Source organism: Verrucomicrobiota bacterium (assembly GCA_037139415.1).
Taxonomy (GTDB): Bacteria; Verrucomicrobiota; Verrucomicrobiia; order Limisphaerales; family Fontisphaeraceae; genus JBAXGN01.
This window is the reverse complement of sequence record JBAXGN010000051.1, coordinates 1-15873: the sequence shown is the minus strand read 5'-3', so window position 1 is coordinate 15873 and position 15873 is coordinate 1. Positions and strand designations below refer to the sequence as shown.

The 15873-nt window shown below is 57.7% G+C and carries 14 protein-coding genes and 1 tRNA gene; 7 read left to right on the top strand and 8 right to left on the bottom strand.

Annotated features, from left to right (window positions below; translation table 11 throughout):
* Positions 1 to 82: 82 nt before the first annotated feature.
* The 6 genes from WCO56_10945 to WCO56_10920 form a co-directional block, all read right to left on the bottom strand.
* Positions 83 to 433 carry a hypothetical protein gene (locus WCO56_10945; GenBank protein MEI7730080.1) on the bottom strand — a complete coding sequence of 117 codons (351 nt, stop codon included), beginning with the start codon at positions 431 to 433 and terminating at the stop codon, positions 83 to 85.
* Positions 434 to 491: 58 nt separating this feature from the next.
* The gene (locus WCO56_10940) at positions 492 to 1550 is read right to left on the bottom strand and encodes a hypothetical protein (GenBank protein ID MEI7730079.1); all 1059 of its coding nucleotides are present in this window, start codon (positions 1548 to 1550) and stop codon (positions 492 to 494) included.
* A 139-nt stretch (positions 1551 to 1689) separates the two neighbouring features.
* The gene (locus tag WCO56_10935; protein MEI7730078.1) at positions 1690 to 2754 is read right to left on the bottom strand and encodes an NAD(P)-dependent alcohol dehydrogenase; all 1065 of its coding nucleotides are present in this window, start codon (positions 2752 to 2754) and stop codon (positions 1690 to 1692) included.
* 240 nt (positions 2755 to 2994) lie between these two features.
* On the bottom strand, positions 2995 to 3342 hold the full coding sequence (locus tag WCO56_10930; GenBank protein ID MEI7730077.1) for a GIY-YIG nuclease family protein: 348 nt from the start codon (positions 3340 to 3342) through the stop codon (positions 2995 to 2997).
* Between the two features lie 15 nt (positions 3343 to 3357).
* Positions 3358 to 3432 (bottom strand) — tRNA-Asn (locus WCO56_10925).
* Positions 3433 to 3700: 268 nt separating this feature from the next.
* On the bottom strand, positions 3701 to 4567 hold the full coding sequence (locus WCO56_10920) for an MnmC family methyltransferase (GenBank protein ID MEI7730076.1): 867 nt from the start codon (positions 4565 to 4567) through the stop codon (positions 3701 to 3703).
* Positions 4568 to 4654: 87 nt separating this feature from the next.
* Between WCO56_10920 and WCO56_10915 the strand changes: the two genes are divergently transcribed.
* From WCO56_10915 to WCO56_10905, 3 genes are all read left to right on the top strand, one after another.
* Positions 4655 to 5134 carry an Lrp/AsnC family transcriptional regulator gene (locus tag WCO56_10915; GenBank protein MEI7730075.1) on the top strand — a complete coding sequence of 160 codons (480 nt, stop codon included), beginning with the start codon at positions 4655 to 4657 and terminating at the stop codon, positions 5132 to 5134.
* Positions 5135 to 5181: 47 nt separating this feature from the next.
* Positions 5182 to 5781, top strand: coding sequence for an SIS domain-containing protein (locus WCO56_10910; protein MEI7730074.1), 600 nt, complete (start codon positions 5182 to 5184; stop codon positions 5779 to 5781).
* A 164-nt stretch (positions 5782 to 5945) separates the two neighbouring features.
* Positions 5946 to 6482 carry an HAD family hydrolase gene (locus tag WCO56_10905; protein MEI7730073.1) on the top strand — a complete coding sequence of 179 codons (537 nt, stop codon included), beginning with the start codon at positions 5946 to 5948 and terminating at the stop codon, positions 6480 to 6482.
* A 34-nt stretch (positions 6483 to 6516) separates the two neighbouring features.
* Here WCO56_10905 and WCO56_10900 read toward each other — a convergent pair whose 3' ends face one another.
* Positions 6517 to 10077: an FAD-dependent oxidoreductase gene (locus WCO56_10900; GenBank protein MEI7730072.1), complete on the bottom strand. Its 3561-nt coding sequence runs from the start codon at positions 10075 to 10077 to the stop codon at positions 6517 to 6519.
* A gap of 103 nt (positions 10078 to 10180) precedes the next feature.
* Between WCO56_10900 and WCO56_10895 the strand changes: the two genes are divergently transcribed.
* From WCO56_10895 to WCO56_10880, 4 genes are all read left to right on the top strand, one after another.
* Positions 10181 to 10801: a four helix bundle suffix domain-containing protein gene (locus WCO56_10895; protein MEI7730071.1), complete on the top strand. Its 621-nt coding sequence runs from the start codon at positions 10181 to 10183 to the stop codon at positions 10799 to 10801.
* A gap of 106 nt (positions 10802 to 10907) precedes the next feature.
* The gene (locus tag WCO56_10890) at positions 10908 to 14360 is read left to right on the top strand and encodes a DUF5107 domain-containing protein (protein MEI7730070.1); all 3453 of its coding nucleotides are present in this window, start codon (positions 10908 to 10910) and stop codon (positions 14358 to 14360) included.
* Positions 14361 to 14426: 66 nt separating this feature from the next.
* The gene (locus WCO56_10885; GenBank protein ID MEI7730069.1) at positions 14427 to 14708 is read left to right on the top strand and encodes a hypothetical protein; all 282 of its coding nucleotides are present in this window, start codon (positions 14427 to 14429) and stop codon (positions 14706 to 14708) included.
* 142 nt (positions 14709 to 14850) lie between these two features.
* Entirely contained in the window at positions 14851 to 15096 is a 246-nt protein-coding gene (locus tag WCO56_10880; GenBank protein ID MEI7730068.1) for a hypothetical protein, read from the top strand.
* A gap of 51 nt (positions 15097 to 15147) precedes the next feature.
* Here the strand turns inward: WCO56_10880 and WCO56_10875 are convergent, their stop codons facing one another.
* Positions 15148 to 15624, bottom strand: a complete 477-nt coding sequence (locus WCO56_10875) for a hydrogenase maturation protease (GenBank protein MEI7730067.1) — start codon at positions 15622 to 15624, stop codon at positions 15148 to 15150.
* Positions 15625 to 15873 lie beyond the last annotated feature (249 nt).

The window sequence follows — 15873 nt, the reverse complement described above, 5'->3', positions numbered from 1 at the left end:
AACCGGGAAAGGGACCGAAATCATCCGCCAGTTGGGTCAACGGCGTTATAAATTTCGACACTTCACGCGTGGCGGGCGGGAATCAAATGAGGAAACTGCAATTCCGTTGGAAGATGGGAACTGCGCAAAGCGACTCGCGAATGACCGTTTGCCCGGCAGCATACGCGACGATGTGCGACGGAGGGAGCGAGCGTTGCACTGGCACCGCCGCCAAACCGACCCAATCCAGGCGCTGAATCCCGTTGAAAGACGGGGGAGTCACCGGGTTGGCCGGAGCCTTTGGCTGGTCCGCGCTGCACCCGCAATGTCCGCCACACTGGCAACCGGCGCAGGCACAAGTTTTGGCTGGTGCGGCTACGGCGGAAGGGGTCTGGAAAAGGAATGACCCGACCGCGATCAGCAGTCCCACCAGCCATGTCATCACCATTTTCACGCGATAAGCATACCTCCTGATTCCAGTTAATGCAACTTGTATATGCAATGGCCAGCCATCAACAAGGTTTTACATGCTGAATATGCTCGTCAAAATCCCGGTACGCCTCCTCAAAGGTGGGTAGCTCATCGCGCTCGACCAAGGGAAATCCAAGCAAGGCGCACAGGGATTTCAAAGTCGCGTTGTGCCGCGAGGGGAAAACCTGAACTTCCTCGGGTTTGCAGCCGGACTTTTCGATGCCGTCCAGCAATACGGTTGCGAGGACGTTGCCAGGCTGGTCGCTGAACGGATTGGCCAGTTTGGTGGCCAGGATGCAATGGGACACCTCATCCGCCGCCAACACCATTTCAGGAAAGTAGGGCCGGGTTGCCGAATGGGTGGGCATGCAGATCGGCCAATTGCCCAGTTCCCATGAGCCATGTGACTTGCTTATCTGCTTTTTCAACCGCGTTGCCCGCTCCATAAAAGCGGCCGATCCATCCGGTTCGTCCGGCAAGGGGGCCTGCACCGGCCATTCCCGCAAATAATACTTGGGAGCCGACCCATCCATGCGGACGGAAGGCAGGTGTTTTTCGTCGGCTTCCAACACCAGATTCCCTCCCCGGCGGTATTCGCAGTAATCCGTCATCAAGTCAAAACCCAGCGTCAAAATCCGGACTTCTTCGGCATCAAGGTACCAGGGAAAAAGATTCGGCCGGGAATTGCGACATCGCACATGAGATTGCGCGCCACGCTTGGGCCCCTTCCAAACGATGCCAGCCAGCACCGCAAGATCCGTTTCATCCAGCTCCTTTTTGGTGGTGAACTCGCCCATGATGACATTCTGGCGCAGAGCATTATCCGGCCGCGCCGCCCATTCGTCATCAAGGTTTTGTACTGTCCGGCAGAATTCAATCCCTTCGCGTTCCCGGTACATGGCAAAGGCATGGAACTGGCCCAAATTCCCCATCACCATCCCGACATGGAGTTGGCCGGTTTGCGGATCGGTGATGCCCAAATAATCGGTATCGTACATGTCGGTCCAGGGTTTCAACGCCATGAAACGTGCGGCGGCATCATGCAATGTTTGCCACGCCGCAAACGGGACCTGGGGAATAACCATGCCGTGATCAGTCATAATAGTGTGACGCTACTTGCAGATGCCGCCAGAAGCAATGAGAAATCGTTTAGCCTTGTTGGGCGGTTCCACTCATGGCTAGCTCCAACTCATAGTTCCTTCCAGTGCCTCAAATGTAGTGCCTGAATGGTTGCGCTGGTTATTCCGCCTTGAGCGAGGCCATATCAATCGAGAACCGGTATTTTACATCGCCCTTGGCCATGCGGTCGTAGGCTTCGTTGACCTTCTGGATCGGGATGACTTCAACGTCCGCAGTGATGTTGTGCTGGGCGCAGAAATCGAGCATCTCCTGGGTCTCGGCGATGCCGCCGATGGGAGAACCCGACAGGCTGCGGCGGCCCATGATCAACGAAAAAGCGGAGATGGCGTGCGGCTTCTCGGGCGCGCCGACGAGGGTGAGATTGCCGTCCACTTTCAGCAGATTGAGATAGGCGTTCACATCGTGCGTGGCGGCGACCGCATCGAGAATGAAGTCGAAACTGCCGACGTGCTTGTTCATCTCGTCGGCGTTGCGCGACAGGACGACCTCATGGGCGCCGAGGCGGATGGCATCGTCTTTCTTGGAGGGAGAAGTGGTGAAAACCACGACGTGCGCCCCGAAGGCGCGGGCAAACTTCACGCCCATGTGCCCGAGTCCACCCAACCCAACAATACCGGCCTTCTTGCCCGGGCCGACCTTCCAGTGGCGCAGCGGCGAATAGGTGGTGATGCCGGCGCAGAGCAACGGAGCGACTCCAGCGAGCGGAAGGTTGGTCGGCGTGCGGAGGACGAAGTGCTCGTCCACGACGATGCTTTCTGAATAACCGCCATAAGTGGGCAGACCGAGATGTTTGTCAGTCCCGCCATACGTCCAAACCTGGGTGGGCGAAAACTGCTCGTTGCCCGCGCGGCAATGGGGACATGACAGATCGGCATCCACCAGGCAGCCGACGCCAGCAAGATCGCCGGGATGGAACTTGGTCACGGCCGATCCAACCTTCGTGACGCGGCCGACAATCTCGTGCCCCGGCACGCAGGGATAAACGGTCTGCATCAGGCTGCTCCACTCGTTGCGCGCGTAGTGGAGGTCCGAATGGCAGATGCCGCAATAGAGGATTTCGATTTGCACGTCGCGTGGGGTCGGCGCGCGGCGCGGAATGGTGGCGGAGGCCAGTGGTGAGGTCGCGCTTTGCGCGGCGAAGGCTTTGGTTTTGGTCGTGTTCATAATTTCAATTTTTGCATTCATATATTGAGGTGACAATACACCTGTTTGTCAACCTGTCGCACGGGGTCTTGCTCGACCTGTTGCGATCTTGCTTAAAAGTACGCCCAGCCCCGAATCCGAGGTAGTCATAAATCGCCCTAAATGGTATCAGCCGGGCTGCGGGAAGATATGGGGTGTTCCCCCCATGTCCCGAAATGGCGCCCCCCACGATGTTCCACTGATGTATCCCGCGTAGCTCCGTCAACGCTGCTGCCGATAATCGCTTGGGGAAAGGCCGGTTTCCCGGCGGAAGAACTGTGCAAGGTGGCTGGGATGGAGATCCCAACGCGTCGGGACTCTACCGTCGAGCAAGTTCGCGCGAATCCAGCGCGCAGACGTCATGGCCTTGATCTGCCGTTCCCGCGCCATGGCACTTACACGAGTTGGGTGGGCTTCGCTCCAGACCAATTGCCAAGGGCCATGCTTCCTGGTGAATTTACCGGCGGTCTTGTCCGTGCGGTTATGATTGGCGAGGCGGGCATCCAAATCATCCGTTTGGCCCACGTAAAACATGCCGGAGAGATTCTCGATGACGTACACCCAGTACATGCGCAAAACAAAAATTGGCTCCAGAGGTAGGGCTCGAACCTACAACCACACGGTTAACAGCCGCGTGCTCTACCATTGAGCTACTCTGGAACTCACACCCAAAAGGGAGAGGGAATTTAACCGTCGTCTTTCCTCCGGTCAACAGTTTTATGCAGAGTATTTTTGAAGCCTTAATTGGCACGTGTCGGTGTTGGGGCTCTACTTTGTTCGGAAGCTTTGGTGGGCGGCAATGTCTGTCGTTGCCTTTTCTGTTGTTCCGAATCCGCTTCCCACTCCTGTTTGGGCCGCAGGTCGTCCACGTAAACACAGCGTAAACTCGCCATTACTTCCCAATGAGATAATTATCTGCGCCAAACGGTTACAAGGCCTCATGAAATTGCGGGTGTTGCAGCAGTTTATCCCAGTTATCCGCAGATAGCCGTGTCTGGCGATACACCGGCTCATGCAATGGTTCGGCGCTGGTGGAACGTTTGACGCGTTGCAGCCAGGCGTGGTCCAGCGGCTCATCAATCAGGTCCAGGCTGTTAGCCGCAATCGTGGTCTCTTCTTTTTCCCCGGTGGCGTGCCCCGCCCCCACGTAGAAGCCTGCCAGCAACAGGGTTACCCGCAACAGCGTGCTGCGTGAATACGTGGGCATGCCGCATGGTCGCGCCGGGTCCAGCAGTTGATACACGCATTGAAACAGCGGTAGCGTCCACATTTCGGGATTCCGCGCCGGGGAGTAGGCATCGAATAGGATAGCGTGCGGCGCGGGCAATGTCCGCGCCACTGGGCTGCGCACGAAACTTGGAAAATCCCCCAGCCGCGCCTCCCAATGCACCGCATGGCACCCATCCGTAAACTGAACCTGGTGGTCTTGCAGCAGCCGGGTGATCGGCGCTTCGTACCCTCCATAATAGCCCAGTTCAGCGGCATGGGTCAGGCCGAATTCCAAGGGTTGTAAAGTGTGGTCAAAACTGATGATCCGCACCGGGCAAGTGGCCGGTTGCAACGCGCGCAACACGGTCAGCGTGTTGGCTGCCGAGCCCAGCCCGACATCCCAGATCACCAGTTCACCGGTTTGGCGGGCGGCCCGCTCCGGCAGCCGCAACTGGCGCACGTAAAGTGCCTCGGCCTCGGCCACCGGGCCGATGACGGGATGAAACGTCTCCCGCTCGCGCAGCGCGTGAACGCTGTACGTGCCATTGGCCAGTTGCACCAGCCGGTATGCTGATTCGGCAGTCATCGGCGGAAGTATGGCGGGAAAAAGGGCGCTTGTGAATTCCGTAAAATTTTATTTCCAAGCGGCAACAATTGGTTAAAGCTTGCCGCCATGGATGCATTATTAGGTCTATTGCGCGAAAATGCGGCGCTGAAACCCTCGCAACTGGCGGCGCTGCTCAATTGCAGCGAAACGGACGTGCTGACGAGAATTCAGGCCCTGGAAAAAGACGGGGTAATCCTGGGTTACCGCGCCATATTGAACGAGGAAAAACTCGGAGAGGAATACGTGCGGGCGGTGATTGAAGTCAAGATCACCCCGGAACGCGGCGGCGGTTTCAATCGCCTGGCCGAACGCATCGCCAAATATACCGAGGTGCGCTCCTGCTACCTGATGTCCGGCGGCTACGACTTGCTGGTCGTCGTTGAAGGCCGCAGCTTGCGCGAAGTGGCCTCCTTTGTTTCCGAAAAACTGGCCACCATCCATGGTGTCATCTCCACCGCAACGCATTTCATGCTCAAACCGTACAAGGAGCAGGGCGTGTTGATGTTGCCGGAAAGCAATCCCGAGCGTCTGGCGATCACTCCCTGAACCTTTTTTTAGCGCCACTCGAAACGTAACCTTTTCCATAACTGATTATGTCAACCTTCTCGCAACAATTTCTCGCTGAGGTTCAACAGGTGACGAGCCAACTGGACGCCGCCGCCATTGAACGCGTGGTGGAAGAACTGGCCCGGGTGCGCGAACACGGCGGTCGCCTGTTCATTCTAGGCGTCGGTGGCAGTGCCGCCAACGCCTCGCACGCGGTCAACGATTTCCGCAAAATCTGTGGCTTTGAATGTTACGCGCCCACCGACAACGTGAGCGAATTGACCGCCCGCACCAACGATGAAGGCTGGGCCACCATTTTCGCCGAGTGGCTTAAAGGCAGCCGGATCACTGCCAAAGACGCCTTGCTTATTCTCTCCGTCGGCGGCGGTAATTTGGAAAAGAATGTCAGCCCGAACTTGGTGGCCGCCATCCAACTGGCCAAGCAGGTCGGGGCCTCCGTCCTAGGGATTGTGGGTCGCGACGGCGGGTACACCGCCAAGGAAGCCACGGCCTGCGTGATCGTGCCCACCGTCAATCCCAACCATGTCACCCCGCACTCCGAGGCATTCCAAGCAGTGGTCTGGCATCTGATTGTATCCCATCCCGGGCTCAAAATGAACCGGACCAAGTGGGAAAGCACGAAGTAGGCGATTTTAAGTCCGAATGCCGAATACCGAAAACGTCATGAAGGTGGGGGGCTGGATATATCGCGCTCACCCTTCCCTTCGGGTTTCGGAATTCGGTCTTCGGCTTTCGGTTTTGCTGCTGACTTACTACTAACACTGCTGCACAGTATCCCTGACGTTCAATCATGCCCACACCTCTCCAACGCGCCGTGTTCCTGGACCGCGATGGCGTCATCAACCAGCCCAAGGTGGTTGCCAACAAGCCGTATCCGCCGGTCTCCATTGAAGAATTCATTTTGCTGCCGGGGGTGACGGAGGCGTGTGCCCGATTGAAGCAAGCAGGCTTCCTGCTCGTGGTGGCCACGAATCAGCCGGATGTCGGACGCGGCACGCTCGCGCAATCGGTCGTCGAGGAAATTCACGCGCATCTATGCCGGGCGTTGCCGATTGACCGTGTCGAAGTGTGCTACGATGCCGGCGGCGGCAATCCGCCGAGCGAATTTCGCAAGCCGCGCCCGGGCATGTTGCTCCGCGCCGCGCGGGATCTGGGCATTGACCTGGGGCGCAGTTTCATGGTGGGTGATCGCTGGCGCGATATCGATTGCGGCCATGCCGCCGGCTGCAAAACCATCTTCATTGATTACGGCTACGATGAACCGTTACGGCAGATGCCGGATTTTCGCGCATCCGGTCTGCTGGCGGCCGTGCCGTTCATGCTGTAAATCCAAACACCGGTTGACTCCCCGCAATCGGCCATTATTTCGCGGTCTTCCCCAGGTCGAGCACCGCTTGGGCATGACGCGCAAAATGACCGCGCAGATCGCTCGCGTATTCGCGAAGAATTTTCTCGCCGAGTCCATCCTGGTCGCCGCAGCGGTAGAGGGCGCGGGCGAGCACAATTTCGCGCAGTGCTGCGTTGCGTTGCTTGTCTTCCACCCCGCCCGGTAACACCTGCCGCCGCGCTTCCGCGATGTTCGGGGTGGCATGGCCCATGATACCGGGTTGTTGCAGCACCTGATACAGCACCGGGGCGGCCCGGCGGTCACCGATCGTTTCCAGCGCCATGGCGCAGGCGCGGTGATGAGAGAACTCCTTGGTGGCATCCAGCGTGCGGGCTTTCTCCAGCACGACCTCCAACGCCTGCGGATGGCGAGTGCGTCCCAGGGCCACGATATAGGAATCCAGTTCGCTCAGGCTGCGGCCAAACTGACCCATGCCTTTGTAATTCCAACCTTTGTCGAACGCGGAGTTCTTGATGCGCTCGACCAGCGTGGGAGCTCCAGCGGTGTTGCCCAGCATCGCCAGAATGTGCGCGTAGGCGAGCTTGTCATCACCATTGGCGCTGGCGTGGGCTTTTACCAGCATCGGAATGGAATCCTGCGGCTGGGCAAAAATGACCGCCAGCGCATCGCGATTACGCACCACGCCGTCCAGTTCCTTGTCTTTGTCGCCGCTCTTGGTGACGTTTGCCACCGCTTCCTCCACGCGCTCCTTGGGCATGGGGAAAGAATCCTTATACGACAAGGCCTCTTCGGGAATGATGCCGACTTCGGCCAGGTATTTCTGTAACGCTTTCATATCCACTTGGCGGATGGTGCTGGCGCTGCTGGCCACCATGGCCGCTGCGTAACCGCAAGCGTAGCCCTGGTTCTGGATATCCGGCTGCATGCGAATAACCGGCATGGCGTCGCGATGGGCGCTCACCCCCAAGCCCGTCACCAAAATGCCGTCCAAACCCTGCGGCAACAGTGCCCGCATCGGCACGCAGAGGCTCAGGCTCTTTTTATCCGGCGGCATCGCCACGAATAACGGATGGACCGTGAAACCGTGTGAATCAAAATTGCTCTTGGAGAGCACCAGCGCGTCTGGGTATGTGCGGGCCAGGATAATGTCCATGGGCGAAATGGTGACATCGCCCACAATGCGACGGCGCTCGCGCGTGTCCACCAACTGGCCAAGGTCATACGCGTTTTTGAACTTCTGCCGGGCCAAAATGTAGAGCTGCCAGAAATCCACCACGTCGGTATCATCGCCAAACGTGTAATCGGTATTCGTATAGCTGGCGCCCAATTCCAGCGGCGGCAATCCGGTGCCTTGCACGCCCACGTCATCCGCGTCGGTATACGTGCATTTTGCGCCGGCAGCCGCGGCGACATCCGCGTTGCCCGTGCTGTCAATCACGGTTTTGGCGATGATGACGCCGCGTCCCTCGGGCGTTGCCACAATGACGCCCTTGACGATGCCGTTCTCGATGAACGCGCCGCAGCCCAGCACCCCGAACCAGATTTCCGTGCCGGACTTGCGATTGGCCGCGCGCCACCACTCCACCTTGGGCGCGATCTCCCAGGAACTTTGCCGGGCGGGACGATTGGTCGCATGCAGCCCCGCGACACCTTTATCCACCTCCGCCGTGAAGCCGCCGCGATACCCGTGATAATACGTGCTGATCATGCCCAGTGTGCCCACGCCGCCGAGGCCGTGCAGGTACTCGATCACCAGCGCCTTCGCACCACCGCGTCCCGCGCCAATGCCGGCCGGCGCGCCGCCCGTGCCGCCGCCGACAATCACCACATCGTACATGCCCAGCACCGGCAGGGTGCGATCTGGCGAACGCACCGTGGTGCCCTTGCGCTGACCGGGACGCAGGCCGCCAAGAAACTCGCGCACTTCGCCTGGGAATGTGCTTGTGCCGGGCGCTTCCTTGATGGCGGTGCTGCTGGCCACCGTCGGTCCGGTCGGCGCGGGCAGGGATTGGGCTTCCTTGGCCGCCACTTTGCCGAGCCGGGTACCCATATCCATCAGATTCAGCGGGCGCAGCAGTTGGGCGGCAACTTCGCGCGCCACTTCGGCGCAACCGCCCAGGATGAAGATCCGGGTGCTGCCGGATGGCCGGAACGCGTCCAGTTCGAGCGATGGCACATCCGTCCAGGGCCGCGTGCCGGCTTTGGCAGATTTGATGGCGTCCGGCGGCACTTGGAAGAGGCTATCCGAGGCATCCAGTGACGCGGAATCCCACGTCAGATCGCGGGCCTTTTGCTCCGCTTCAGCAAACGCGGCATAACTGCCATCTCGCATCGGCAGGCGCAGCGTGTACTCGATGACCCCGGCGTCATACACCCCTTTCTTGAGGCCGGTGGCGCGATAAGTTTCATTCAGGAGCCGCGCGGTGAGGTTAGGGCCGGACTTCGGTGCGCCGCCCACTACCGTGCGATAAAAGACCTGATCGCCGACGGGATACGGTTGGAACTGCGCCCCAGCCATGCGCGCCACGGTGGCGCGCGGGGTGGCGTCAATGATCACCTTGGCAATCACCGCCTGGCGACCCGAGCGGTTGGCCATTACAATGCCGCACGGCTTGCCTTGTGCGTCCACCAGCAATTCGGTGGGATAAGAGCCGAATAGAAAATCCACCTTGGCCTCCACGAGCGCTTCATCCAGTACCCGCTTGACCTGCATGGGCTTCGCGATCCGGGCCAATTCCTTGGGAACCTCGGTTTTCGGGAAAGGTGGCGGCGGCGTGGGTTCCGCCTTGGCGGTGGCGGTGGCTCCGATCAACATGATTTCGCCCAGCAACACCCGTTTGGAACTCTCGGCCCGCTGTATTTGGAAACGCACGTAACGTGTCGGCAGACCCAGTGGTTTCACTACCAGCGTGCGTTCCTGGGCCGAATCCGGGCAGGTCTGCTTGCCAAGGTCCTGCCACTGTTTCTTATCCGCGCTCACTTGGATGGCCACGCTGGCCGCGCTGTAATCGGTACCTTGAAAAAGGACCACGCGCGCCTCTTTGACCGGCAGCACCGACCCCAGGTCGGTGACCACCTCCACGTCGCCATTGTATTGCACGCTCTGCGATTCCGGACGCTCGAACAAGCCATCCTTGAGCTTGGACGGCGGCGAACTGTCCTTGTGCGGCAACACGGATGGCAGGCTGGTCGTGTAGGTGAAATCCAAGGCATCCGGGGGCCGGTTGATGGCCCCGTCAAAGACCGCCGGCTCATTGGTGGGCGCGGCGAACAATTTTTTGGCCAGGGGCGTCTGCGGCGTTTCCCCCTCCTCCAGCCAGAGCCGCAACGTGCCGCAGAGATCGTCACCCAGATAAGTACGCGGTGCCGCCAGGAAAACGCGTGCGCCCGCTTCCGCGGCGGAGATCGCCGCGCTGGCCGCCCCCGACGACCCACCCACCACCAGCACATCCACCTCCTTCACAAGGGGGATGTCACGACCAGATTCCTTGACGGTGCCATGCAGCGTGATGCAGCAACACCATGCGAACATGGCGGCCATCGTCCAATGGGCAAACAAAGTAGCGTATTTCATAATATGTTCGAATAAGCATAAGGTGTGTGTGCAGGGAATTCAATCTTGAACATGAGCAAAAAATGTCTTTATACCCGCCCGATTGGACGGTACAACGCCATACATGGTGAACGAACGACAGCAAAGACTGCAAGACGGGACCACCGCGTCGTCCAAGCATGATGGGTTCATTCCACCGCATGGTGGTTATAAGCATTTGTTTTCCTATCAAAAGGCGGAGATTGTCTATGATGCGACCGTTTATTTCTGCGGACGTTTCTTGGATAAACGTGATCGTACATACGATCAAATGATTCAAGCCGCGCGTTCTGGAAAACAAAACATCATCGAAGGCAGCATGGCTTCCGCCACTTCAACCGAAACCGAGATCAAACTGACCAACGTGGCCCGTGCGAGTCTGGAGGAACTACTGGCGGATTATCGTGATTTTCTACGCACGCGCAAATTGGAGGAGTGGCCTGCAAATCATCGGTATGTAGCGCGCCTGCGCGAACTGAACCGCATTCCAAATGCCACGTATGCCACTTTCCAAAAAGGCATCGAACATCCGGACCCCGCCATTTGCGCCAACGTCATTATCGGCCTGATCCGGGTTACCAGTGTTTTACTGGATCGGCAGATCCGTCAGCAGGAACAAGCCTTTATCAAGCAAGGCGGCCTCCGGGAGCGCATGACCCGTACCCGCCTTGCTGAGCGTGACAGCCAGCAGCGCCACAGACCATAAACATTCCATATCTTCATCGTCCCCCGTCTTTGTTGTCCTTGCTGTCCTTGCAGTCTTTTGATTTTTCCCCTTGGCGATAACCGTTAAACGTAGTTTCATTGACTCCATGAAATCCGCCAAGCAAGCTCTCGGCTCATGGTTCCGCACTGGCTTCTGTGCTGTCCTGTTTTGCGTTACCGTTCTGGAGGTCGCTGCCAGCGAAGTCCGGCTGTGGGTGACCAATGAAGTCATTCCCACCTATTTGGCGGCACCGCCCAGCCCGATCCCGCGCTTTTACAGTGGTCGCACCTACCAGGGCGCCAAGGCCACGTTTTATCCGTACCCGGTTCAGGATCAGCTCTTGGATATCAAGACCAACAAAACGTACACGCTGGTGTACCTTGAAAATGATTATATCAAGATCGGTGTGTTGCCGGAATTGGGCGGACGCATCTTCTCAGCGGTGGACAAGGGCAACGGGTATAATTTCTTTTACCGCCAGCACGTCATCAAACCCGCGTTGATTGGGATGCTGGGCGCGTGGATTTCCGGCGGGGTGGAATGGAACATTCCGCATCATCACCGGGCCACGAGTTTTTCGCCGGTGGATTACACCACGGTGACCAACACCGATGGCAGCAAAACCATTTGGGTGGGTGAAACCGAGTTGCGCCATCGCATGCGCTGGCTGGTGGGCATGACGCTGTACCCGGACCGCAGTTACCTGGAACTCAGTTGCAAGGTGTTCAACCGGACGCCGTTTGCCCACTCGATGCTGTTCTGGATCAACCCGGCCGTCCATTGCGGGCCGGAGTACCAGGTCATTTTCCCGCCCTCCACCGAATGGGCGGTGCAGCACAGCAAGCCGGAATTCGCAAGCTGGCCCATTGCGCGGCAAGTCTATGGCGGCGTGGATTACACACGCGGGGTGGACATCAGTTGGTGGAAGAATCATCCCTCGCCGGTCTCCTTCTTTGCCTGGAACGACACAGATGATTGGTTCGGCGGTTACGATCACGGCAAACAGGCGGGGGTGATCCATTGGGCGGATCATCACGTTGCGCCCGGTAAAAAATTCTTTGAATGGGGCAACGGCCCGGAGGGCGAAATGTGGAGCAAGGTGCTGACCGATGATGATGGTCCCTACCTTGAACTCATGGCTGGCGCGTGGTCCGATAACCAGCCCGATTACAGTTGGATCCAGCCCGGCGAAACCCGCGAATGGAAACACTGGTGGTATCCGGTCCGGAACCTGGGCGGGGTACAGGCCGCCACGCGTGATGCCGCCGTGAACCTGCAATTGACGAACGGGCTGGTCAAAGTCCGGGTCAATACCACAAAAACGGTCACCAATGCCGAGGTTGCCCTGGCGATATGGAAAACCAATGTGGTTTGGACTTGGACCACCAACATCAGTCCGCAACAACCGGTGGAGCTGGAAGTCAGGACCAGCGAGTTCACCTTGAATGAAGAGTTTCTTAAAGACCTTGCCGTGACCGTCGCACCAAAGGGTTGGCACCGCACCAAAGAACCCATCCTGGTTAGTTATCAACCCCGTGCTGCTCAAGCCACACCCATGCCCAAACCAGTCGAACGTCCGAAAAATCCGAAAGATTACGCCAGTGCAGATGAACTATATTTCACCGGTCAGCGGGTTGAGCAACTGAATAGCCCATCCTTTGAGGCCTCGTCGTATTATCAGGAAATGTTGCGGCGTGATTCCGGTGATTTTCGAGCCAACACTGCCATGGGCATCCTGCTGTGCAAACAGTGGCGGTGGGAGGAAGCCGCCAAATATCTCAGCAACGCGATCACGCGGGCTACGGCAAACTATATCCGGCCCAAGGATGGTGAGGCGTTTTATTATCTTGGAGTGGCATTTAGGGGACGGGCGTTAGTTACAGAAAATTGGATGGAAAAACGTGTGCTTTGGCAAAACAGCATGACGTCTGCCGAGGAGGCGTTTCAGAAAGCTGTTTGGAGCCCTGCCTGGCAAGCGGCAAGTTACTATCAACTCGCCGAGATCGAGTGCCATCGGAAAAACTATGTTGCCGCGCTTGAATTGATCGAGCGTTCCCTGGTTGCCAATGTCCGAAACCCCAGGGCGTTGAACCTCAAATCAGTGATTCTCAGAAGTCTGAGCCGCTTTGAGGACGCATCGCGCATGGCAGCGCAGGTGCTGGCCATTGATCCACTCGATGCCTGGGCGCCGATAGAGCGGTTTTTGTCAGATGCACGTACTGACTATAAAACGTTACGTCCTCCCGTGCTTGACGGGCCGACTGTAAGGATTCCTGACGCATTACTGAAATCGGGAACAGCCAGCCTGCTTGAATTGGTGATGGACTATGCCAATGCAGGATTTGAACGGGAGGCGGGCGACATAGCATGGTCAATAACGGGGGCAGGCATAAAGGCGGATGATCCCTTGTTCAACTATTACGCTGGATATTTTACGCCAGGCTTTGAAGACAACGGCTACGATATACAATATCATTTTGCTGATGAAAAATTATTCATAAACCAATTCCCGTTTCAGTTCGAAGCCCTAAAGGTTTTCAAGCATGTATCATACAGCCGAGGTGCATTGGCAGATTATCACTTGGGTAACCTTCTCTACGACAACCAACCTGAAAATGCCATCAGGGCATGGGAAAAAGCACGTGAGCGAATTGCCTGGCATTCCAACTCAGACCAGAAAGATTTAAGTGCTCTCGTCCACCGCAATCTCGGTATGGCTTATGCCCAGCATGAAAAGAATATTCCCAAGGCAATTAGCAGTTTGGAAAAATCCGTCGAATTGAATCCCAAGGAACCGCGTTTCTACTACGAGTTGGACGTGCAATATGAGGCGAACGGCACACCGGTGCAAAAACGGCTGGAGCTGCTCGTGAAAAATCACGCCACCGTTACCCAGCGTGATGATTCCTTGACGCGGGAAATTCTCGTGCTCATGGCGGCAGGCAGGCTGGATGACGCCATTCAAATCCTCACCACCCATCGCTTCCACAATTGGGAGGGCAGCAGTGATATCCGCAACATTTATGTGGACGCCCTGTTACTGCGCGGGCAGACGCTGATGCGTGCCCAACGCTTTGCGGCCGCGCTCAAGGATTTCGAGGCTGCAGCCTTGTATCCCGCCAACCTCGAAGTGGGACGTCCCAAACGGGACGCCAAAGCGGCGCAAATCCAGTATCACATCGCCTTGGCGTATGAGGCTACCGGACAGGGCGACAAGGCCCGGGAGTATTTCACTAAAGCTATCGAAGCCCGTGAGGCCGGGGCGGCGGAAACGCGCTATTACCGCGGTCTGGCGCTGCAAAAATCAGGCCGCACGGCGGAGGCCAAGCCATTGTTTGAGGAGTTGGTCCAGCAAGGCCAGGAACTGTTGACCAGCGAACCCGCCGATTACTTTGCCAAGTTTGGCGAGAAACGCTCCGAACGCGTCCGCCAGGCCGATGCACATTTCGTCAAGGGACTGGGCCTGGCAGGACTGGGAAAAAAGCCGGAGGCCGCCGCCGAATTTAAAAAGGCGCTGGAGCTGCATCCGGCGCATGTGTGGGCGTTGTCCCAGGAATAATCCATGTAACGGTAATTTGGTGAAAGGGCTTGATTGAAAGGGAAAAGAGTGCGAAAGTTGTACTATATGAGCGCGACCGTAATCAGAGCAAAAAGGCAGACGACACTTCCGGAAGATGTTTGTCGGGCGGCGGGCATTGCCGTCAAAGATCAGGTTGATTGGCGTTTTGAAGAAGGAGAAATCCGTGGTCGAAAATTAGTACCGATTAAGCCGAAGGCACGCTTTGTTCGCCCGGTCAAGTACCGGAATATGTTAGTGCTGCCACCAAGCATTGAAGTTGATTTTGACAAGCTGGATGAACAAATTCGGCAGGAGCGGGAGGCGCGTGATGAGCACTTACTGGGATAGTTCGGCGTTGCTTAATGCAGTGGTTTCCCGGGCTGTGGCGGATAAAATAATGCCTAGCGATGTGACTCGGGCGCATGCCTTTTGTGAAGTGTTTTCCCACCTTACTGGCAGAGGCATTCCGACCAAATCCGGGCCAGTTAAGTTGAGCAATGCAGATGCCGCGCAACTCATTAAGCATTTGGCTAAAAAGTTTACGTTGCGGGAATTGACCGGTGAGGAAACTTTATCGGCCTTGGAGGATTCGACCAAACTGGGGGTGCAGGGAGGAAGGGTGCATGACCTTATGCATGCCCGCAGTGCCGTCTTGGCCGGGGTGGATAAAATTTTCACCCGCAATATCGCTGATTTTGTCGGCTTGCCGGGTGCCATCCCGTTGGAGCGGCCTTAACTTCTGCCACGCCAATAATTGTTGGGGCAAACTAATCGGTGGTCCACGCCACTACCGCCACGCCTGAACCACCTGCAACGCCCGCTCCACGATGCCCGGCAGGGCCTGCTGCAATTCGGGGGTCAGTTGTTCGCACAGCGTGTGGGCATCCGCGACTTCGATGGCGAAAATCTTGACCACGCCCGGCATGGGCAGGCCGAGCGTGCGCCCAAGCACCAAAATTTCGCCCACCCCGAGGAAGTGCGGCGACATGCCCGGCAGTGTCTTCAGGTCTTCCTCGCCCACCTCATGGATCGTTCCGGGCGCGGCTTCGCCAGTCTGGACGGAATCCACCACCAGCAGAAATTTGTGGCCCACGATGTAATCGAGCAATGACAGACCCATTTCACAACAATCCACCACGTCCACCTCCAGGGCATTGCCCAAGCGCTCGCGGACGGCGCGCGCCACGAACAAACCCACGGCATCATCGCTGATAATGTCGTTGCCCAGACCCAGCACTAATATTTTTTTCGCGGAGGCTTCCATAAATCGGGTTGCAGCCTTTCCCAGCCAGGCGGGCCTGTCGAGATTTTTCCGCCGAATGAACGGGTCATATTTCCGCAATCCGCAATTATTTGGCCTGGTGGAGCACTTGATGCAGGACGCGCAATAAGGCATCGGGGGCGAATGGCTTGCGCAGCATGGCGGAGAGTTTCAGTGCCGGCAAGTTATCGGCGGCGTCCAACAGGCCGGACATGCCCACGATGGGCAGGCCGGGTTCGAGGGCGCGCAACG